The organism is Corynebacterium wankanglinii (genome assembly GCF_013601005.1).
GTDB classification, from domain to species: Bacteria; Actinomycetota; Actinomycetes; order Mycobacteriales; family Mycobacteriaceae; genus Corynebacterium; species Corynebacterium wankanglinii.
This window is the reverse complement of record NZ_JABFED010000002.1, coordinates 212,084-229,367: the sequence shown is the minus strand read 5'-3', so window position 1 is coordinate 229,367 and position 17,284 is coordinate 212,084. Positions and strand designations below refer to the sequence as shown.

At 61.9% G+C, this 17,284-nt stretch carries 18 protein-coding genes; 8 read left to right on the top strand and 10 right to left on the bottom strand.

The features are described 5' to 3' along the window. Positions 1-11: 11 nt before the first annotated feature. Positions 12-1,097: a PAC2 family protein gene (locus HMA55_RS04110; RefSeq protein ID WP_181191796.1), complete on the bottom strand. Its 1,086-nt coding sequence runs from the start codon at positions 1,095-1,097 to the stop codon at positions 12-14. A 201-nt stretch (positions 1,098-1,298) separates the two neighbouring features. On the opposite strand from HMA55_RS04110, the gene HMA55_RS04105 reads away from it, so the two are divergent. Then, positions 1,299-2,450, top strand: a complete 1,152-nt coding sequence (locus tag HMA55_RS04105; protein ID WP_181191795.1) for a DUF4192 domain-containing protein — start codon at positions 1,299-1,301, stop codon at positions 2,448-2,450. Between the two features lie 4 nt (positions 2,451-2,454). Here HMA55_RS04105 and galE read toward each other — a convergent pair whose 3' ends face one another. From galE to HMA55_RS04075, 6 genes are all read right to left on the bottom strand, one after another. Continuing rightward, positions 2,455-3,444, bottom strand: coding sequence for a UDP-glucose 4-epimerase GalE (galE, locus tag HMA55_RS04100; RefSeq protein ID WP_181191794.1), 990 nt, complete (start codon positions 3,442-3,444; stop codon positions 2,455-2,457). Between the two features lie 13 nt (positions 3,445-3,457). Beyond that, on the bottom strand, positions 3,458-4,135 hold the full coding sequence (locus HMA55_RS04095) for a metal-dependent transcriptional regulator (RefSeq protein WP_181191793.1): 678 nt from the start codon (positions 4,133-4,135) through the stop codon (positions 3,458-3,460). A gap of 132 nt (positions 4,136-4,267) precedes the next feature. Then, positions 4,268-5,269 (bottom strand): sigma-70 family RNA polymerase sigma factor, encoded by a 1,002-nt coding sequence (locus tag HMA55_RS04090; protein ID WP_181191792.1) that lies wholly within the window; start codon positions 5,267-5,269, stop codon positions 4,268-4,270. Positions 5,270-5,369: 100 nt separating this feature from the next. Continuing rightward, entirely contained in the window at positions 5,370-5,804 is a 435-nt protein-coding gene (dtd, locus tag HMA55_RS04085) for a D-aminoacyl-tRNA deacylase (protein WP_181191791.1), read from the bottom strand. A gap of 16 nt (positions 5,805-5,820) precedes the next feature. After that, positions 5,821-7,380 carry a class I SAM-dependent methyltransferase gene (locus HMA55_RS04080; RefSeq protein ID WP_257802299.1) on the bottom strand — a complete coding sequence of 520 codons (1,560 nt, stop codon included), beginning with the start codon at positions 7,378-7,380 and terminating at the stop codon, positions 5,821-5,823. 28 nt (positions 7,381-7,408) lie between these two features. After that, the gene (locus tag HMA55_RS04075) at positions 7,409-7,909 is read right to left on the bottom strand and encodes a DUF3099 domain-containing protein (protein WP_181191789.1); all 501 of its coding nucleotides are present in this window, start codon (positions 7,907-7,909) and stop codon (positions 7,409-7,411) included. Positions 7,910-7,957: 48 nt separating this feature from the next. Here HMA55_RS04075 and HMA55_RS04070 point away from each other — a divergent pair, with 48 nt between their 5' ends. Genes HMA55_RS04070 through HMA55_RS04060 form a run of 3 tightly spaced genes read left to right on the top strand, consistent with a single transcriptional unit; the run spans position 7,958 to position 10,663 of the window. Beyond that, positions 7,958-8,215: a DUF3039 domain-containing protein gene (locus HMA55_RS04070; protein ID WP_181191788.1), complete on the top strand. Its 258-nt coding sequence runs from the start codon at positions 7,958-7,960 to the stop codon at positions 8,213-8,215. Then, positions 8,212-9,972: a DEAD/DEAH box helicase gene (locus HMA55_RS04065; RefSeq protein WP_181191787.1), complete on the top strand. Its 1,761-nt coding sequence runs from the start codon at positions 8,212-8,214 to the stop codon at positions 9,970-9,972. The genes HMA55_RS04070 and HMA55_RS04065 overlap by 4 nt, the downstream gene beginning before the upstream one ends. Positions 9,973-10,021: 49 nt before the next feature. Further along, positions 10,022-10,663: a DUF4190 domain-containing protein gene (locus tag HMA55_RS04060; RefSeq protein WP_181191786.1), complete on the top strand. Its 642-nt coding sequence runs from the start codon at positions 10,022-10,024 to the stop codon at positions 10,661-10,663. Between the two features lie 75 nt (positions 10,664-10,738). Here the strand turns inward: HMA55_RS04060 and HMA55_RS04055 are convergent, their stop codons facing one another. Then, a complete protein-coding gene (locus HMA55_RS04055) occupies positions 10,739-12,223 on the bottom strand; it encodes an RNA polymerase sigma factor (RefSeq protein WP_374680587.1) in 1,485 nt (494 codons plus the stop codon). Positions 12,224-12,387: 164 nt separating this feature from the next. Beyond that, positions 12,388-13,146: a polyphosphate--glucose phosphotransferase gene (gene ppgK / locus HMA55_RS04050; protein ID WP_181191784.1), complete on the bottom strand. Its 759-nt coding sequence runs from the start codon at positions 13,144-13,146 to the stop codon at positions 12,388-12,390. A gap of 164 nt (positions 13,147-13,310) precedes the next feature. Between ppgK and HMA55_RS04045 the strand changes: the two genes are divergently transcribed. Further along, positions 13,311-13,604, top strand: coding sequence for a DUF4193 domain-containing protein (locus HMA55_RS04045; protein WP_181191783.1), 294 nt, complete (start codon positions 13,311-13,313; stop codon positions 13,602-13,604). An 86-nt stretch (positions 13,605-13,690) separates the two neighbouring features. Here HMA55_RS04045 and HMA55_RS04040 read toward each other — a convergent pair whose 3' ends face one another. Continuing rightward, entirely contained in the window at positions 13,691-14,164 is a 474-nt protein-coding gene (locus tag HMA55_RS04040; RefSeq protein ID WP_257802343.1) for a DUF3093 domain-containing protein, read from the bottom strand. Positions 14,165-14,344: 180 nt separating this feature from the next. On the opposite strand from HMA55_RS04040, the gene dut reads away from it, so the two are divergent. The 3 genes from dut (at position 14,345) to HMA55_RS04025 (ending at position 17,198) form a co-directional block, all read left to right on the top strand. Continuing rightward, complete coding sequence (gene dut / locus HMA55_RS04035; protein ID WP_257802297.1) at positions 14,345-14,827, top strand: dUTP diphosphatase; 483 nt, start codon at positions 14,345-14,347, stop codon at positions 14,825-14,827. 94 nt (positions 14,828-14,921) lie between these two features. Continuing rightward, positions 14,922-15,926, top strand: coding sequence for a DUF3710 domain-containing protein (locus tag HMA55_RS04030; protein ID WP_181191781.1), 1,005 nt, complete (start codon positions 14,922-14,924; stop codon positions 15,924-15,926). Between the two features lie 33 nt (positions 15,927-15,959). Beyond that, complete coding sequence (locus tag HMA55_RS04025) at positions 15,960-17,198, top strand: class I SAM-dependent RNA methyltransferase (RefSeq protein WP_181192046.1); 1,239 nt, start codon at positions 15,960-15,962, stop codon at positions 17,196-17,198. Positions 17,199-17,284 lie beyond the last annotated feature (86 nt).

The window sequence follows — 17,284 nt, the reverse complement described above, 5'->3', positions numbered from 1 at the left end:
GGCCGACACCACTAGCGCGGGTCGTCTTCGCCGCCACCAACCTCATCATCGGAGCCGCCGCCCCGGCCGTCGTCTGCGTCCCCCGGGGCGGAGGGATCGATGAAGTAATGGTCGCGCAGCCGCCGGTCCGTCTCCTCACTGTGGGGCAGGCTGCGCTGATGGTCGCGGTTGCGATCCCGATCTTCGATCGCCGTCAGGTAGTTTTCAAACGCCTCGCTGATCTCTTCGCCACTGGGCATCTGCGCCTCACCCGGCATCATCGCCTGCGGGTGGCGGTCCCGGTATTCCTGCATCTCCCGGTCGTAATGCTCCTCTAGGGCTTGAACCACCTGGGCAATTTCGTCGGAATTACCTGTCTGCTCTGCTAGCTGCTGCGACACGCGGCCCATATCCGCCTCGAGGGAGCGTAGGGGAAACTGCAGGCCCGTAGAGTCTTCCACAGACTGCAGCAGCTGGAACGTGGCGTGTGGGTAAGGGGATGCGGCAACGTAATGCGGGACGTGCGCCGTGTAGCCCGCAACTGGGCGGCCACGCTTGTGCAGTTCGCGCTCAATCAAAATAGACGCCGAGCCGGGCACACTGACCATCCCGTCGAAGGTGAACATAGATCCAACCAAATCCCGGTCGTTGCCGTGTGCGGAGACGACCAGCGGGCGGGTGTGGGGCGCGCCCATCGGTGCGGCGTACAAGCAGATCGTCTTGCTCACGCCGAACCGGTCGGCGAGATCTGCCACCGCACCGCTAAACGCTTCCCAGCGCAGATCCGGCTCCGGTCCGGACAGCAGAAGGAAAGACGCGCCTTTTTCGTCGCGCAACACCCGCATATCCAGCTGAAGATCCGCCACGTCGGTGATTTCCGCATGTGCGAGTGTCACCGTCGGACGGCGCGAGCGGTAGTCAATCAACTCGTCGTTGCTGAATGTGGCGACGGTACGGGACTCTAATGCGGCCTTGAGGTGATCCGCGGCTGCCTCAACCGCGTGGCCTGCATCGGCGTAACCGTGCATAGCAATAACTAGTGCGGGGCCATTCTGGGGTTCCTCGCCCACCTGCGGCGCGGGGTACTCAAGTTCGTACATGCGACGTTCCTGCGTCATGGTCGTGGCCTCCTACAATCGCTCGCCTGGCTGGCTTGTCCTCCAGGCTTTCTGCTCCATTGACACAACGGGCAGCGGCGCAGAATCATTCCATTGTGCCCGATACCGCATAGCGACGGGAGGAAGCGCGCGGAAGAAAGGCTGCGCGGGAAAAATCGGTATCCCGTGGAACCGGCGCGGCAAACTGACCGTCTAATCGTTATGGATACACAGCCACAACCGAATGAAACAAACCAGCCGCCACAACCACCATTTCCGCACCCGGGCGCGGAAACTCTCCGCTCACCCTCTCGTCTCATCGCCTCTATACCAGGGGCCCTAGGGTATTTCCCCAATGAGGCGGTAATCCTAGTCAACGTGTACTCCCCGCCGGCTAGCCGCGGTGTTCTCGATATTGGAACATACATCGATGCCGACGTAGGCAGCACCGGTAGCATTCAACGGGCCCTGCAGTCCATCCCTCTCGAGGCGCACGTAGCCACCTTCGCGGTCATTGTGACGCGCGTGCCGAACTCGCACATGGTTGCGGTAGCTGCGGAAGGATTGCGAAAGGCGGCGGACGAGTTCGGGGAGATCGTCGAAGCATGCTGGATTGTCTCGGAGGTTGCCGACGGCACGCCGTATCGGCTCGTGTTCGGGCCAGACGAAGACACTGCAGGTGAGCTGTGGGGGTGGGTCGAGGCGTATACAAACGGGACAGTCTCCTCAGTTGTGTCAACCGAACCGATGCGTCCGCTGATCGATCATGGGGTGCTACCCGAACTACACAAGGCAGAGCTGTACGCCCACTTTGCGGCAGTTTTCGATCGCGACGTGGCCACGTGCGAGGCTCTCGCGCAGCGAGCGCACCAACGCGGCACTGAGCTGGTTGACCTCACCCGAGTAGCACCACTGCTGGCGAGGGGAGACATAGAGAGAGCTTGTGACGTGTTTGTCGGGGCCCCAAACGCCAGCATCTTGGACAGCGACGGCAACTTGATTATCGCGGACGTGTTTTCGAGCATTGAGGATGTTGAGCTTGTCGCCGCAATGCTGTCGCGAAATACTCTGCGCGATTTCCTCATTGTTGAGGCGCTGGATCATCCCCGATCTGCAGGGGCAGTCCTGCTCACCATCGCTAGAAACTTTGGCGGTGCGATTCGCGCTAATGCCCTGTGCCTGTGGGCGATGGTAGCTGTGTCCCTTGGGCTCAACGGCTGGGCGATCGCCGCGCTGATGACAGCCCAAGAGGAGGTGCACGGACACTCCCTGTCGCTTCTGCTCGCAAACGTTATGGGCATCGGGCAGGGGCACGCCTTGCTGGAATTATGCCGCCGCGGGTGCGAAGAAACGTGGGACGGGCTCGCTGCGTAAATGGTTAGTGGGCGGAGTGCGAACGGTCACCGAGCTGGCGGGTGAACTCCCACGCGTCCTCGACGATGGTTCGCAATTGTGTGCGCGAGGGGTTCCAACCCAGCTCACGGCGGATTTTCTCAGACGAGGCGATGAGCGTTGCGGGATCCCCAGCGCGACGCGGCGCCACCTCGGCGGGAATTGGGTGACCGGTGACCTCGCGACAAACCTCGATGACCTCTTGTACGGAGTACCCGTCGCCTGAGCCGAGGTTGTAGAGCTGGTGGGTGCCACGGGTGTTGGCTTCCAAAGCGAGCATGTGAGCGTCTGCCAGGTCTCGAATGTGGATGTAATCACGCACGCAGGTGCCGTCTTTGGTCGGCCAGTCGTCGCCGTACACCAAGATCTTGTCGCGGTAGCCCAGTGCCACTTGGAGGACGATCGGAATGAGATGAGTCTCAGTAATGTGGTTTTCGCCGATGCCGTTGTAGGCCCCTGCGACGTTGAAGTATCGCAAGCTTGTCGCTCCAAGGCCGTAAGCATTGCAGTACGAGGAAATCGCGTAGTCAATCGAAAGTTTCGTAGCCCCGTACGGGTTCGTTGGGTGCGTGGGAGCGTCCTCGGTGATTGGCACCACCTCCGGTTCGCCATAGGTGGCAGCGGTAGACGAGAACACCAGTGAGGACACGTTGTGGCGGCGCATTGCGTCCAGGAGCGAAAGAGAGACGTCCAGGTTGCCGTGCCAGTACATTGCGGGGTCATCCACCGACTCACCCACGAGGGACTTTGCAGCGAAGTGCAGCACACCGTCTACCGGGCCACCGGTAGCGCCAGCAAGCACATCGTCAATTACGTCCTGGATTTCGCCCTCAACGAAGGTGGCGCCATCTGGCACCGCGTACCTGTTACCCGTGCTCAGATCATCAACCACCACAACCTCATGCCCGGCCTCGAGGAGGGTGGCGGCACACACACTTCCGACATACCCAGCTCCGCCGGTGACTACAAGTTTCATGTGCGGGGCCTTTCTAGTTCTCCGGCTCGACACGGAGAGCGTGAGCGACATCGGCGGTGAGATGGAAGTTGTTCCCGTCCTGTGTGGCTACCTCGAGCGCGCCGCCGTCGAGCGGGGTCAGGGTGACAACCGCGCCGACCAGTTGGCCCGCGTTTTTCGGCAGAGCGCCATCCTGCAAAATCTCGCTGACCTGGACAACTTTCGCGCGCGCCGGCTCCCTTAACCGGAGGTCGGTTGCGCGGGTCCCTTTCTGGCTCACCTCAGCACCACCCGCCCCGATCTCCTCGAGTGCAGGGATGGGGTTGCCGAAGGGAGAGCGCGACGGATTGTCCAGCACGGCCACGACACGTCGCTCAACCTCTTCGCTCATCACGTGCTCCCAACGGCAGGCCTCGTCGTGAACCTGGTCGAGGTCCAGCTTCAACACGTCGGTAAGCAGCCGCTCTGCGAGACGGTGTTTCCGCATCACGGCGGTTGCGCGGCGTCGCCCCTCCTCGGTGAGGGACAGCGAGCGATCGTGTTCCACCACAATGAGCCCGTCGCGTTCCATACGGGCTACGGTTTGAGAAACAGTCGGCCCCGACTGCTCCAGGCGTTCCGCGATACGGGCGCGCAGCGGCGTAATGCCTTCCTCTTCCAATTCGTAGACGGTGCGCAGATACATCTCTGTGGTGTCAACGAGGTCACGCACGGTGATGCTCCCTTCCAATCGCGGTGGTGGGTGGAGGTCCGAAGACCAATGGCATGTACTTTAGCCCAGCGCCCGCGAGGGTACGGATGGAGCTAAACGGGGTGCTGGGCTAGACAATTGGGGGAGCGCGGTCTACATCGCATAGTCGCGCAAGCGATCCGCGCGTTCTCCGGCGCGCAGCTTAGCCATCACTTCGCGCTCGATCTGGCGGACGCGCTCGCGGGAAAGGCCGAACTGGCGGCCAATCTGGTCGAGAGTACGGGGCACGCCGTCGATCAGGCCGTAGCGCATCCTGATCACGTCTTGCTCGCGCTGCTCCAGACCATTAATGATGTCTTCGATGTCGTCGTGGCGCAGCGTTGTCACCACCGCATCTTCCGCGTCGGTCGCCTCGGCATCCTCGATAAAATCGCCCAACGGCGCCTCCTCATCGGCGCCAACCGGCATGTCCAAGCTCACCGGATCGCGGGATTGCCTCAGCAGCATCTCAATCTTGGACTCTTCGATGCCGGATTCCTCCGCCAGCTCCTCGTTCGTGGGTTCGCGGCCGAGGGACTGGTACATCTCGCGACGGATGCGGGAAAGTTTGTTCACCTGCTCCACCAGATGCACTGGCAGGCGGATAGTGCGAGATTGATCCGCCATGCCGCGGGTGATTGCCTGGCGGATCCACCAGGTGGCGTAGGTGGAGAATTTGAACCCCTTGGAGTAGTCGAACTTCTCCATTGCCCGGATCAAACCCAGGTTGCCCTCTTGGATCAGGTCAAGCAGCGGCATGCCCCGGCCAGTGTAACGCTTGGCCAGGGACACTACGAGGCGGAGATTGGCCTCAAGCAGGTGGGCGCGAGCTTTACGGCCTTCTTTAGCCAGGATTTTCAGGTCCCGCTTCTTTGCGCGGGTGAGCTTCACATCGGGGTCGTCCAAGAGGTGCTGGGCGTAGAGTCCGACCTCGATCTTTTGAGCGAGTTCGACCTCCTCCTCCGCGTCGAGCAGTGCGGTTTTGCCGATGCCGTTGAGGTAGACGCGAACCAAGTCCGCGGACGGGTTGTCGTTCGTTTGGTTCCTGCGGCTGCCGCGATCAACGGTCTCCTCGGATTCCTGTGTGCCTTGTGCAGCGTGATCCGGCTGGGTCATGTGGCAATGCCTCCTCGGACTAGGTGGAACAGCTGGGCGGTCTAGAGGGGCAACGTTCAGCAGCCACACAGTGTTCCCGACTGGGCGAATTTCATTCAAATCACGCTTCGACAATGACGGTGAAGGGCCCGTCGTTGACGCTCGAGACATGCATGTGCGCTCCGAAGCGTCCCTCCTCAACGTGGATGCCTCGCGAACGCAACTGGTCTGCAATGGCTTCGACCACAGGTGCGGCATCTGCTCCCGGGGCGGCGTCACTCCACGAAGGTCGGCGTCCTTTCGCGGTGCGCCCCATGAGCGTGAATTGACTGACCAGCAGCACCGGCGCCCCTACGTCTTCGGCCGAGCGCTCACCGTCCAAAATCCGTAGTTCCGCGATTTTTCGCGCCACTGTCTTCCAGGCGTCAGGTGCGTCGTCGCGGCCCACGCCAACGAGGGCGAGTATCCCGCCGGTGTCGGGGCAATCGATCTCCCCGACGGTCTCGCCGTTCACCGTCACTGATGCGCTGGTGACTCGTGTCAGTACTGCCTTCATTCGTGCTCCGTTGGTATCACAGGTGGGTGAGCTGGGCTATCTCTGCTGGAAGAACAAGACCGTGACGGATCAAGTCGACGATAGCGCTCGCTGCGTCGGCTTCCAGCTTGTCGACGTCCTCCGGTTCGCCCACGTCATGCGAGACCGCGAACAACCCGACAACGTCGCGAAGGGAGAGTCCGTTCGGGTGCAGGCCTGAAAGCAAAGAGACCATCCCTGAGTCCACCGTGTGGGAGAACCGGGGGCCGTCGGTTCGCGTCATCCGCAGCGTCTCGCTACTGAAGCCCATGCCGGCTTCGGCATCGGCAAGTTTGATGTCTTCCAATGCCACGGTGGGCCGTATCAGATAGGAGGCGTCGAGGATGGCATCGCGGGTTTTCCCCCGCAGCCACCCCGTCCGCAAGAAGTACTCCTCCGCCTCGGTGCCAAGCGGATCAGTGAACGGCTGGGCGAGTTCTTCGCATGTGATCTCGCTGGGGGCATCACCGATGTCTTCCAACATGACCCAGCCGAAGCCGACGGCGTGAACGTCGTGCTCGTGGAAGTGATCCAGCCACTGCAGGGTACGGGTGATGCCCTCGTCGGAGCGCGGGTCCACCGATTCGTCGCGAAGCCAAGTAGATACGTACATTCCCGGATCTACTACATCGCGCTGCAGCACCCACGCGTTGACGCCGCGGGATGGCAGCCACGAGGCGATGCGGGACTGCCACGGCTGATCCAGCACATGCAGCCAAGACCCCAAAATGAATGCACGCCCGCCCTCGGCGAGGTGGGACGGAGTTTCGCGCAGGACGAGCTCCGTCGCCCCGTCGAGGTCTAATCCGGAATCACGGTAGACATGGCCCACCTCCGGCAAGCCCACAACAAACGGCGGGTTGGCCACGATGCGGTCGAAGCGCTCGCGCGCCACCGGCTCGAACCAAGCACCTTCACGCAACTCGACATTGTTTACCCCGTTAGCGAGCATCGTCGCCTGTGCGAATTGCAGCGCGCGTGCGTGGACGTCTGTCGCCACAACGGTGGTCGCCGCGCCCGACTGGGCGAGTGCTTGAATGCCTGAGCCTGTGCCGAGGTCCAACACCGATTCCACCGGCGTGCAGGGGGTTGCGGCAAGCAGCGAGAGGGAAGCCGAGCCGACGCCGAGGACGTGATCGCGCCCGGGGACGTGGTCTGTCATCGACGCGTCCAAGTCCGAAAACACAAACCTCGGCTTGCCCGACACAACATGTGCTCGCACTTCCACCCCAACTCGGTACGTGCTCGCGCCGGGCACGGGGAGAACCAACTGGTCGTCGATAAGCTCGAGCGCAAGCTGCGGGGTGAGCATGTCGCCTATGGCCTCCGCCGTTGCCGGCCGGCGCAACACAAAGAAGCGGATGAGCGCAGACAAGCGCGAATCGTCCGCACAGGCGGCGAGCACGACGCCGGGTTCGCGACGGTACATCGCCTCTGTCGCCTCCGGGCCCAAATGGGCCGCGACGCCGTCGGCAGTGAACCCTGCCGCTGTCAATTCCTGCGCCAGCTTCTGCGCTACGGCGGGCAGGTCGAGGGAGAGGGGGCCGAGTTCGGTCACACGTGGCTCCTGCACTAAGGGGTGGGGGCTATTCGTCGTGGTCGATGATAGCGGGGGAGCCGCTAGCCCCAGATCCAGGTTGGATCGCCGAGTGCTGCTGCTGCGACAGCATCTGTTGGCGTGCGGCGGCGGGTTTGTACACATTCTTTTGCCGAGCATCGCGCACCTCGCCGCGCGCGTTGCCGCGCACAACGGCGATCCACGGCAGTGGCACCGACACGACGAAAAGAATGCCAGCAAGCACCCATAGATTGGCCCACACAGCCACGAGGGCCAACAGAATGAACGGCAGTCGAAGCCCCTGCAGAATGGCGTACTGGCGCTCCCGGGACTGGCGGTTCTGCTCTGGAGTAAACGCGGCATCTGTGATCAGCGCCCGGGACGACCGCCCCCGAACACCGCGGCGTAGGACGCGCCGAGACGCACCGGGCGTAGGGGAGGCACCAGACGACAGATTCGGCTCCGCGTCCACTGTCTCAGCGTCGGCCTCGAGACCCGATTCTGGGGCGGAGTTTTCGTGTGGGCTCATGAACATCGAGGTTAGCCTTGCGGCTTAACCTCTGGCCCAAATTGGGGCATGATAGGTGCCGTGAATACGATGACCAAGACGCTCGAGCGCCCCGATCTCAGGGAAGACACCTCGTCGACCACGGACGACGGCACCCCGAAGTTTTTCCACTACGTGAAAAAGGACCAGATCGTCGATTCCGCCATTTCCGGCAAGATGGTTGTGGCGTTATGCGGCGAAACCTTTCCGGTAAAAAAACAAGCCAAGCCGGGCTCTCCCGTGTGCCCCGACTGCGAACGGATTTATAAGGGGTTGCGCCGCAAGTGAGCGCCGCGACCACCGGGCCCCAGCTGCGTAAATGGCAGCAGGAGGCCCTCGATTCGTTTCTGCGAGCCAAACCGCGAGACTTCATGGCTGTCGCAACCCCGGGAGCGGGAAAAACGACGTTCGCACTGACGCTTGCTTCGAAGTTGGTTGAAGACAGGACCGTCCAGCGCATCATCGTCGTGGTGCCAACGGAGCACCTGAAGCACCAGTGGTCCGACTCCGCGAAGCGCTTCGGGCTGTCGCTGGACCCGAACTTCACCAACTCTTCAGCCGTCAACGCGTCTTACGACGGCATCGTCGTCACCTACGCACAAGTGGGGATGCACCCGTTTAAGCACCACGCAATTGCCTCGGCACGCCGAACCTTGGTCATCTTGGACGAGATCCACCATGCCGGCGATTCCAAAAGCTGGGGTGACGGTGTGTACGAGGCCTACAACGACGTCGAACACCGTCTCGCACTGACTGGAACGCCGTTTCGCTCCGACGATTCCCAGATTCCCTTCGTCCGCTACGTCGAAGACGGGGAAGGCCACCTAGTCTCGGAGGCCGACTACACCTACGGCTATTCCCACGCCCTGGCGGACGGCGTCGTGCGACCAGTGGTATTCCTTGCATACTCCGGCGAGGCCCAATGGAAGGACTCAGCGGGGGAGGAATACTCAGCCCGCCTGGGTGAGCCCCTCAATGCGGAACAGACCGCACGTGCGTGGCGGACGGCCCTCGACCCGAAGGGCGGCTGGATTGCCGCAGTGCTTACCGCCGCTCACACCCGGTTAATGAAGATCCGCGCGAACATGCCCGACGCCGGGGGCCTGGTCATCGCAACGAACAAAACCACAGCGCGCGCATACGCGAAAATTCTCGAGACGCTGTCCAACACCCCCGTGACGGTGGTGCTGTCCGACGAGCCTGGTGCGTCTGACCGGATCGACGAGTTCTCCGCCTCCCAGGACGAATGGATGGTCGCGGTGCGCATGGTCTCAGAGGGCGTGGACGTACCGCGTCTGTCAGTGGGCGTGTACGCGACCTCCGCCTCTACACCGTTGTTCTTTGCACAGGCCATCGGCCGATTCGTTCGCTCCCGCATGCCTGGTGAGTCCGCGTCGGTCTTCCTTCCGTCCGTGCCGGTGCTGCTACGTCTGGCCGAAGAAATGGAAGTTTCACGCGACCACGTTTTGGGCAAGCCGCACCGTGAGTCTGGCTGGTCAGACGAGCTATTAGAGCAGGCGAATCGCACACAAAACGAGCCCGACGAGGGCCCGAACTACGAAGTTATCGGCGCCTCTGCCGAGCTCGACTCGCTCATCTTCGACGGCTCCACCTACGGCACCCCCACACAGGCCGGGTCTGCGGAAGAACAGGACTTTCTCGGCCTACCAGGCCTTCTCGACGCAGAGCAAGTCCGCACCCTGCTGGCCAAACGCCAGAGCGATCAACTCGACGCCCGGGATGCAGAAGAACGTGCGCGCCGGGAGGAAGATCGCAAGGCGCGTGAGCGCGCAGAGGTGCTTGGGGAACCGGTGAAACCGCCACCAACAGCGACGACCGAGGGGGAAGAACCCGCAACAGCGGCGGACGAGCTGCCGCGGTTGCGGAAGGAACTCAACGCTCGGGTGGCTATCGCGGCTGGCAAAACCGGCCGGCCCCACGGTGCGATCCACACGGAGGTGCGCAAAGCCTGCGGGGGACCGCCCACAGCGTTGTGCAACGCGGAACAACTGCGCAAGCGCATCGCTTTCCTGCGCGACTGGTAGACCCACCGGTAGGGTTGCCTGCGACACGTATCCGCGAAAGGAAGAAGTGATGAGCACTCCATACAACCCTGGCCAGAACCCGAACGAGCCGAGCGGTAGTGACCCGCACGGACAGAACCCGCACGGACAGAACCCGTACGGCACTAACGCTGAGGGCAGTAATTTCCGCGCTCACCCAGAAGGTGTGTCCGGTAACGGCGGATACGCCGGACATGAGCAGCTTACGCCGGATTACACCCGTGGCGACGCGGGGCACGCGGGCTACGGCATGGCGGGCGGCAACTACAACGCCGCGCCCACTTCTTACGGGTTTGAACCGGCGCCGACACAGCAGCAGAATAACGGCGTCGCGCTTGCAGCGATGATTCTGGGCATCCTCGCTCTGCTGGGGCTTGTGTTCGTGTTCCCCGCAATCATCTTGGGGATCATCGCCCTCGTGCTTGGTATCATGGGCGTTCGCAAGGCCAGCTCTATTCAGGGTCCCGGTGCCCGCAAAGGCATGGCGATTACCGGCATAGTAACCAGCGTGATTGCGCTGATCCTCTCCGTCCTTATGCTCATTTTCGGCTTCTCCATGGCTAAGCAGCTGATGGATGACGGAGTGTTCGAGGCGTGCGAACAGTTCCAGAACGACAACGAAAAATTCCAAACCTGCATCGAGGATGAGGTGGAGAAAAGCCTGAACAACTAATCGCGTCTCGCACCGACGAGTAAAGCCCTGACCGAATCCGGTCAGGGCTTTCTCTCTACGGCAGCACCTTAGTTGTTAGTCCAGGTAGTCCCTCAGTACCTGGGAACGCGACGGGTGGCGCAGCTTGGACATCGTCTTCGACTCGATCTGGCGAATGCGCTCGCGGGTCACACCGTAAACCTGCCCGATCTCATCTAACGTGCGCGGCATCCCGTCGGTAAGACCGAACCGCAGCCGGACTACACCGGCTTCACGCTCCGATAGCGTGTGTAGCACGTCTTGGAGCTGGTCTTGGAGGAGGGTGAAAGATACCGCGTCTACCGCAACAACCGCCTCGGAATCCTCGATGAAATCACCCAGCTGGCTATCACCTTCGTCGCCGATCGTCTGATCGAGCGAGATGGGTTCGCGAGCGTACTGCTGGATTTCGAGAACCTTCTCCTCGGTGATGTCCATTTCTTTCGCAAGCTCCAACGGCGTGGGCTCACGTCCGAGATCCTGCAGTAGCTCACGCTGGATACGGCCGAGCTTGTTAATGACCTCAACCATGTGCACCGGGATGCGGATGGTACGGGCCTGGTCCGCCATCGCGCGCGTGATCGCCTGCCGGATCCACCATGTGGCGTAGGTGGAGAACTTGTAGCCCTTGGAATAGTCGAATTTTTCCACGGCGCGGATGAGACCAAGGTTGCCCTCCTGGATTAAATCCAGAAAGGCCATGCCACGACCGGTGTATCGCTTGGCAAGGGACACTACGAGACGCAGGTTTGCCTCGAGGAGGTGATTCTTTGCTTTGCGTCCGTCACGTGCCACGGCGCGCAAGTCACGTTTGACCGCCGGCGTCAACTTGGCGTCCTTGTCGCCTTCAGCAGCTGCACGCGCCATCTCGTCTAGACGATATTGGGCGTACAAACCCGCTTCGATGCGCTTTGCCAGCGAAACCTCCTGCTCTGCGTCAAGGAGGGCTACCTTGCCGATCTGCTTGAGGTAAGCGCGCACCGAATCGGCGGAAGCGGTGAGCTGCGCGTCTTTTCGTGCCTGGCGAAGTGCTGCAGACTCCTCGATGTCCCAGACCGAGGCGCCCTCGTCCTCTTCCTCTTCTTCGTCCTCGGCCTCACTGTCGTCGCCGAGGTCCTCGTCCTCCTCGACGTCGTCTTCGCCCAAGGCGTCGTCGATGTCCTCGTCGAACGCGTCATCGTCGTCGCCGAGCTCCGGATCGTAGTCGGCCTCGTCACGCTCGATGTTGGTATCGCTCAGATCGCCACCCTCAGCTTCAGCGGTGAGAGGATCATCTTCTCGCTCATCAGCGTCAACCGTGGCAACGGCCTTCGTCGCTTTCTTAGCCGTTGCCTTTTTCGCAGACGTCTTGCGGGCGGTCTTCTTAGCAGTCTTCTTCACTGCTTTCTTCGCCGTTTTCTTGGCGGTCTTTTTCGCGGTTTTCTTCACGGCTTTTTTCGCCGTCTTTTTCGCGCTGGGTTTGGCAACGCTGCCTGCGCCACCGTCGGACGAAACCGCAGTCACGTCGTCGGCACTATTGCTTGAAGCTTCGCTGGCTACCACGTACGCCCTTTCGAGTCATCGGACCTTACCACTGGCAATCCAGGGTACGTATGCGTCCCATTTTTTTCAGAACGCCAATATTAACAGCCGCCATTGAGGTATATTCCCTATCCCCGCATGCGACGGTTGAACGGCCACCACCGTACAGCACCTGTTGCTAAGGGTTACGGTGCGACTCGGGATTGTGCCGCCATTGCCGCGCCCACGATACCCGCGCGGTTGCGTAAGGCAGCCGGCACAACGGGAGTTTCCACTGTAAGCATTGGCACCCACCGTTCAGCGTGACGTGAGATGCCCCCGCCTACGACAAAGGCAGATGGGTTAAACAGCCGTTCGTACTCGTGTAGGACCGTGTCCACGCGTTTTGCCCACTTTTTGTAACTCAGCTTCTCGCGGTCGCGGGCTGCAGAGGATGCGAACTGCTCTGCCTCCGCGCCGTCGATACGCATATGTCCGAGCTCCGTGTTTGGAAAGAGGGTGCCGTCCATAAGGAAAGATGAACCGATTCCTGTACCGAACGTTAGAAAGATCACCGCGCCACTGCGCGCCGCCGGGTCGCCGAATGCGACCTCAGCGATGCCAGCCGCGTCGGCGTCGTTGAGTACTGCGACTCGCTCGGTGCCGAGCGCCTGGGCAAACACAGTATGAACGTTCGCTCCCACCCACGACTGGTCGATGTTCGCGGCGGTGCGGGCAACCTGCTGCACCACCACCGAGGGGAGAGTGATGCCCACAGGGCCGCTCCAATTGCATTGCTGGGTGATTTGGGCGACCACCTCAGCAACGGCGTTCGGGGTGGCGGGACGGGGAGTGGCGATTTTGACCCGCTCGCCTACGAATTCACCCGTGTGCAGATCCACCACAGCGCCCTTGACGCCGGACCCGCCGACATCCACGCCAAAACCGAGAGCCTTGTCAGTCATGCAAGGCAGTGTACAAACGGTGTCCGTGCATCGCTTCGCAACCACTCTTTTTGGGCGGTGAGCTGGGAAGATGACAGGGCAATATGTATCCCCTAGTATTCCGCTCAAATAACGACATCGAGCCCCAATGGGGACGATCACGCTGAGCTGGAGGACACACCATCATGGCCACCGATTACGATGCGCCACGGCGCCGGATGGAAGACGACATTGAGACGGATTCCCTCGAGGGGCTCAAGGCCGCCGAAGTAGCGGGAAGCAGCATGGACGACGACGGTGAGATTGTGGAGCCAGTCGAACCGCCGACACAAGACCTCTCCGGCGAGGAGCTCAATGTAGAGGTCAAGCCCCGGCAGGATGACGAATTTACGTGCGCATCCTGCTTCCTGGTGCAAAAGAACAACCGTCTGGCATACACCGAAGCCGACGGCTCTAAGATCTGCCTCGACTGCGAGTAGCAACTCGCCGAACAACCGACGCAAGGGCGGCGCCATCTTGTTGCAGTGGCGCCGCCCTTGCGTGTGTCGTCAATCAGCCCAAAGTATTAGCGGGCGACCGTCCCCGGGGTGAAGGCCTCCAACAACGTTTCCGGGTCCTTTGAGGAGATGAGCCAGTACGGGGTTGGGTCTTCCGGATCATCCAGCACGATGAGCACGTGCTCACTTACCCACGGCCGCGAGACCAGAAATGCGGCAGGATCCAGCTGGCGGCCTAGGGCATTTTGCCGGGCTGAGCCGGGGACGACCATTGAGCGGGAGACGACTGAATCGGGCAAATTCGCATCGTCGACGAGGAGCCAGCGATGCCCATCGGGGTCTTGCTCCACCTTGACCGTGGTGCGGGATAGCCACAGGAGAAACCACGCGGACAGCGCGCCGAAAAGGACGAGCGGCACGGCAAACCACCACACACTCCGGTTCAGCCCGAGCTGCCCAGCGAATAGGAGCGTGAGGCCTGCCACCGCTACCCACCAGTACCAGGGCACCCATTGCCGCTCCGAGTACAACACTTTCGTCACTTGCGTCGCGGTCCGCGCGTTGGAGGATACAGCACCGTCGGCACCTGCCGATTCAGTGCGGTTCGGGTTCGAAGCGGTCTCACTCACGCTTTCCACAATAGGCGGGGGTGCACCGAGCGCACACTTGCGCTGCGTTTGCGATCGCGTCGGCTTATCGGAGTCTCACGTAGGGTGGGCCGAGTGAGACAGCAAGAACGTGCGGACGAGGTGTACGGACAGTCGACGGCCGCGGCAATTCGAGTGAAGCGACTTGACCCCGGAATTCCCCTCCCAAAGCGAGCGCACCCAGAGGACGCAGGTGCGGATCTGTACGCCACCGAGGACATCGTGTTGCGCCCTGGGGAGCGCGCTCTGGTTGGCACCGGCATAGCCGTTGCGCTTCCGGTGGGCACCGTTGGACTCATCCACCCGCGCTCAGGGTTGGCGGCTAAGCACGGGCTCAGCATCGTCAACACTCCCGGCACTGTCGATGCCGGCTATCGCGGCGAGCTGAAGGTATGCCTGATCAATACTGACCGTTCCGAGGCTATTGAAATCACTCGGGGCACGCGCATCGCTCAGCTGGTCGTGCAGCGTGTGGAGCTGGTGGAGTTTGAGGAAGTTGATCAGCTGGACGAGACCGCACGCGGCAGCGGCGGATATGGCTCGACGGGCACCCTCTGACTCCTCGTGCGTGGTCCGCAGTCAGCCGCCACTACTGCAAGAATTACACTCATGGAAAATCACCGATAGAAAACCTCTGAGGGAGTGACCATCGATGGCATTCTGGCCGTTTGGGAAGAAAAAGAAGAAGCAGGAAAACGAATCCGATGTGAACGGGGTGCATAAGCCGGACGCTGACGCCCCGTCGGACGCTGTCCAACCGGAGACCTCCGCGGCAGCCGACAATGAACCCGTCGCGGGTGGCAACAACGAAACCACGACCTCAGCTGAAGCGTCCGCGGTGAATCCGCCTGCGGAACCTGCGAGTGCTTCGGCGGCGGCTGGGGTTGCAGCTCTTGTTGATTACGACCCGGTTGGCGGGTCCACGGGCCCGTTCGACGGGGACAACGTAAATATTGAGGATTTTGACTTCTCTGATTTCTCCAACGTCACCCTGAACCTCGGATCAATTCGCGTCCCGTTGCCGAAGGAATCCCAGGTGCAGGTTGAGATGGGGGAGCAAGGTCCGAAAATGGTCCACATTGTTACCCGCTACGGCCGCATTACACCGGTGGCGTTCGCCGCGCCGCGCACTGGTGGATTATGGGAGGAGTCCTCCGAGGAGATCATCCAGGGCATGCGTTCAGAAGGCATGCCTGTGGAGGTCGAACAAGGTCCGTGGGGCCAAGAAGTCGTGGGAACTGGAAGCAACGGTGTGATCCGCATCGTCGGTGTGGAGGGGCCTCGCTGGCTCTACCGCGTTACCCTGGCTGCGCCAACGGGCTCTGAGGACCAGCTCGCGGAGATCGGGCGGGAGACCATCGCGCGTTCCTTCGTCTACCGCGGGGAGGATCCGATTCTGGCAGGAAATTCCCTGCAGGTGGTGCTACCCGCGCAGCTCGCTCAGCAGGTCCAGGCCGCAGCCGAGGCAAAAGCTCGTCAAGGACAAGGGGGCGACCAGGTGCCGACCGAGGGCAACCCCAACGCGTTGAGCGACGCGTTGAAGCAGATCATCGCCCAAAATGCCGAAAACCAGAAACAGCTGCAGGAGATCCGCGATCGTCGCGCGGGCGGCGGTAGCACGAACTCCGGCGGCGCCGCAACGCCGACTGCCGAATAAGTGCAGGCACGGGAACTCGCGCCCGGGGCGAGGATGCGGCTGGATGTGCGGGCAATGGCACACGGGGGAGAGGGCATCGCGGATGCCCCGGACGGCCGCGTCGTGTTTGTCCGCGGAGGAATTCCGGGTGACACAGTTGAGGCGACGCTGACTAGGGTGAAGAAACGGTGGGCCCGGGCTGATACCGCGGCGATTATCACTCCGTCGGAACACCGTGTAGCGCCGACGTGTCCCGCTGCCGCGGCTGGTGCGGGATGCTGCGATTTCTCCCACATCGCAGCGGCTGAGCAACTTCATCTCAAACGTGAGGTGCTTCTCGGCCAGCTTGGCGCGCTGGCCGCGCGGTCCGGGGTCCTGGATGGTTTTGCACTTGCGTCCATGCGGGCGATCCAGCTGCAGCCGATCACTGGGTGGCGTACCCGTGTGAGACTGGGCGTTGATGCCCGAGGGCGGGCAGGAATGCGCCGGGCTCAGTCCGCAGAGGTTGTGGCGAATGTGCAATGCACCCAGCCTGTCCGGGGGTTGCTCGAAGGCGTCGTGGGCGAGGGTTCGCGAACGTTCACCCCCGGTGCGGAGCTGGTGGTCGCCGTTGACGGGGATGGGCAACGACACATCGTTGAGACACAGACGGCGCAGCGTGGCCGTAGGGCGGAAACGGTGCAGCAAATCGTTGAAGGGTCGGGGGTGGCTGTCGAGCGAGTCCGCGGCTTCGATTTCGCGTTCGCGCCTACCGCCTTCTGGCAGGCTCACACCCTTGCCCCGGAGACCTACTCGGACATGATTGCCCAGTGGGGGCAAGGACATTACGACAACCCGGTGGGCTGGGACCTCTACGGTGGCGTCGGTGCGTTTGCCCCGGCCATCAGTGATGCTCTTGGCGGGGGCCGCATTGACTCCGTTGATTTTTCCAACGCGGCGACAGCCCGTCGCCAGCAGGTCGTAGACGCGTTAGATTTACACATGCACCACGGGGACGTCACCGAGGTTGTCGGCCAGTTGCCGGCACCGGGGTTGGTCGTTTTGGACCCGCCGCGTTCTGGCGCCGGCGCAGATGCGGTTAGGGCAATTGCTGGAGCTAGACCCGAGCGAATCATTCACGTCGGGTGCGACCCGGCCACCTTCGCCCGCGATCTGTCCTACTTCGGGGAGCAAGGGTACGTGGTGAAGCGGATGAAGCTTATCGACGCGTTTCCGAATACCCACCACTTCGAGGTCCTCGCCGTACTCGAACCCGCTAACACGCCGGATCGGCCTGCTCGGCGGGGAGTGTAAACTAGCGTGAACGACACTGCACGCACGTTCGTTTTGAACGCCCCTGTGAGTGTGACCCCAACAAGGTGAAGGAGTACGACGGGACT

Coding starts and splice junctions, on each gene's coding strand:
- HMA55_RS04075 (WP_181191789.1), bottom strand. CDS start 7,909: ATGAGCCCACACGAAAACTCCGCCCCAGAATCGGGTCTCGAGGCCGAC.
- HMA55_RS04110 (WP_181191796.1), bottom strand. CDS start 1,097: ATGACGCAGGAACGTCGCATGTACGAACTTGAGTACCCCGCGCCGCAG.
- ppgK (WP_181191784.1), bottom strand. CDS start 13,146: ATGACTGACAAGGCTCTCGGTTTTGGCGTGGATGTCGGCGGGTCCGGC.
- HMA55_RS04030 (WP_181191781.1), top strand. CDS start 14,922: ATGGCATTCTGGCCGTTTGGGAAGAAAAAGAAGAAGCAGGAAAACGAA.
- HMA55_RS04045 (WP_181191783.1), top strand. CDS start 13,311: ATGGCCACCGATTACGATGCGCCACGGCGCCGGATGGAAGACGACATT.
- HMA55_RS04060 (WP_181191786.1), top strand. CDS start 10,022: ATGAGCACTCCATACAACCCTGGCCAGAACCCGAACGAGCCGAGCGGT.
- HMA55_RS04070 (WP_181191788.1), top strand. CDS start 7,958: ATGATAGGTGCCGTGAATACGATGACCAAGACGCTCGAGCGCCCCGAT.
- HMA55_RS04105 (WP_181191795.1), top strand. CDS start 1,299: ATGGATACACAGCCACAACCGAATGAAACAAACCAGCCGCCACAACCA.
- HMA55_RS04025 (WP_181192046.1), top strand. CDS start 15,960: ATGCGGCTGGATGTGCGGGCAATGGCACACGGGGGAGAGGGCATCGCG.
- dtd (WP_181191791.1), bottom strand. CDS start 5,804: ATGAAGGCAGTACTGACACGAGTCACCAGCGCATCAGTGACGGTGAAC.
- galE (WP_181191794.1), bottom strand. CDS start 3,444: ATGAAACTTGTAGTCACCGGCGGAGCTGGGTATGTCGGAAGTGTGTGT.
- HMA55_RS04090 (WP_181191792.1), bottom strand. CDS start 5,269: ATGACCCAGCCGGATCACGCTGCACAAGGCACACAGGAATCCGAGGAG.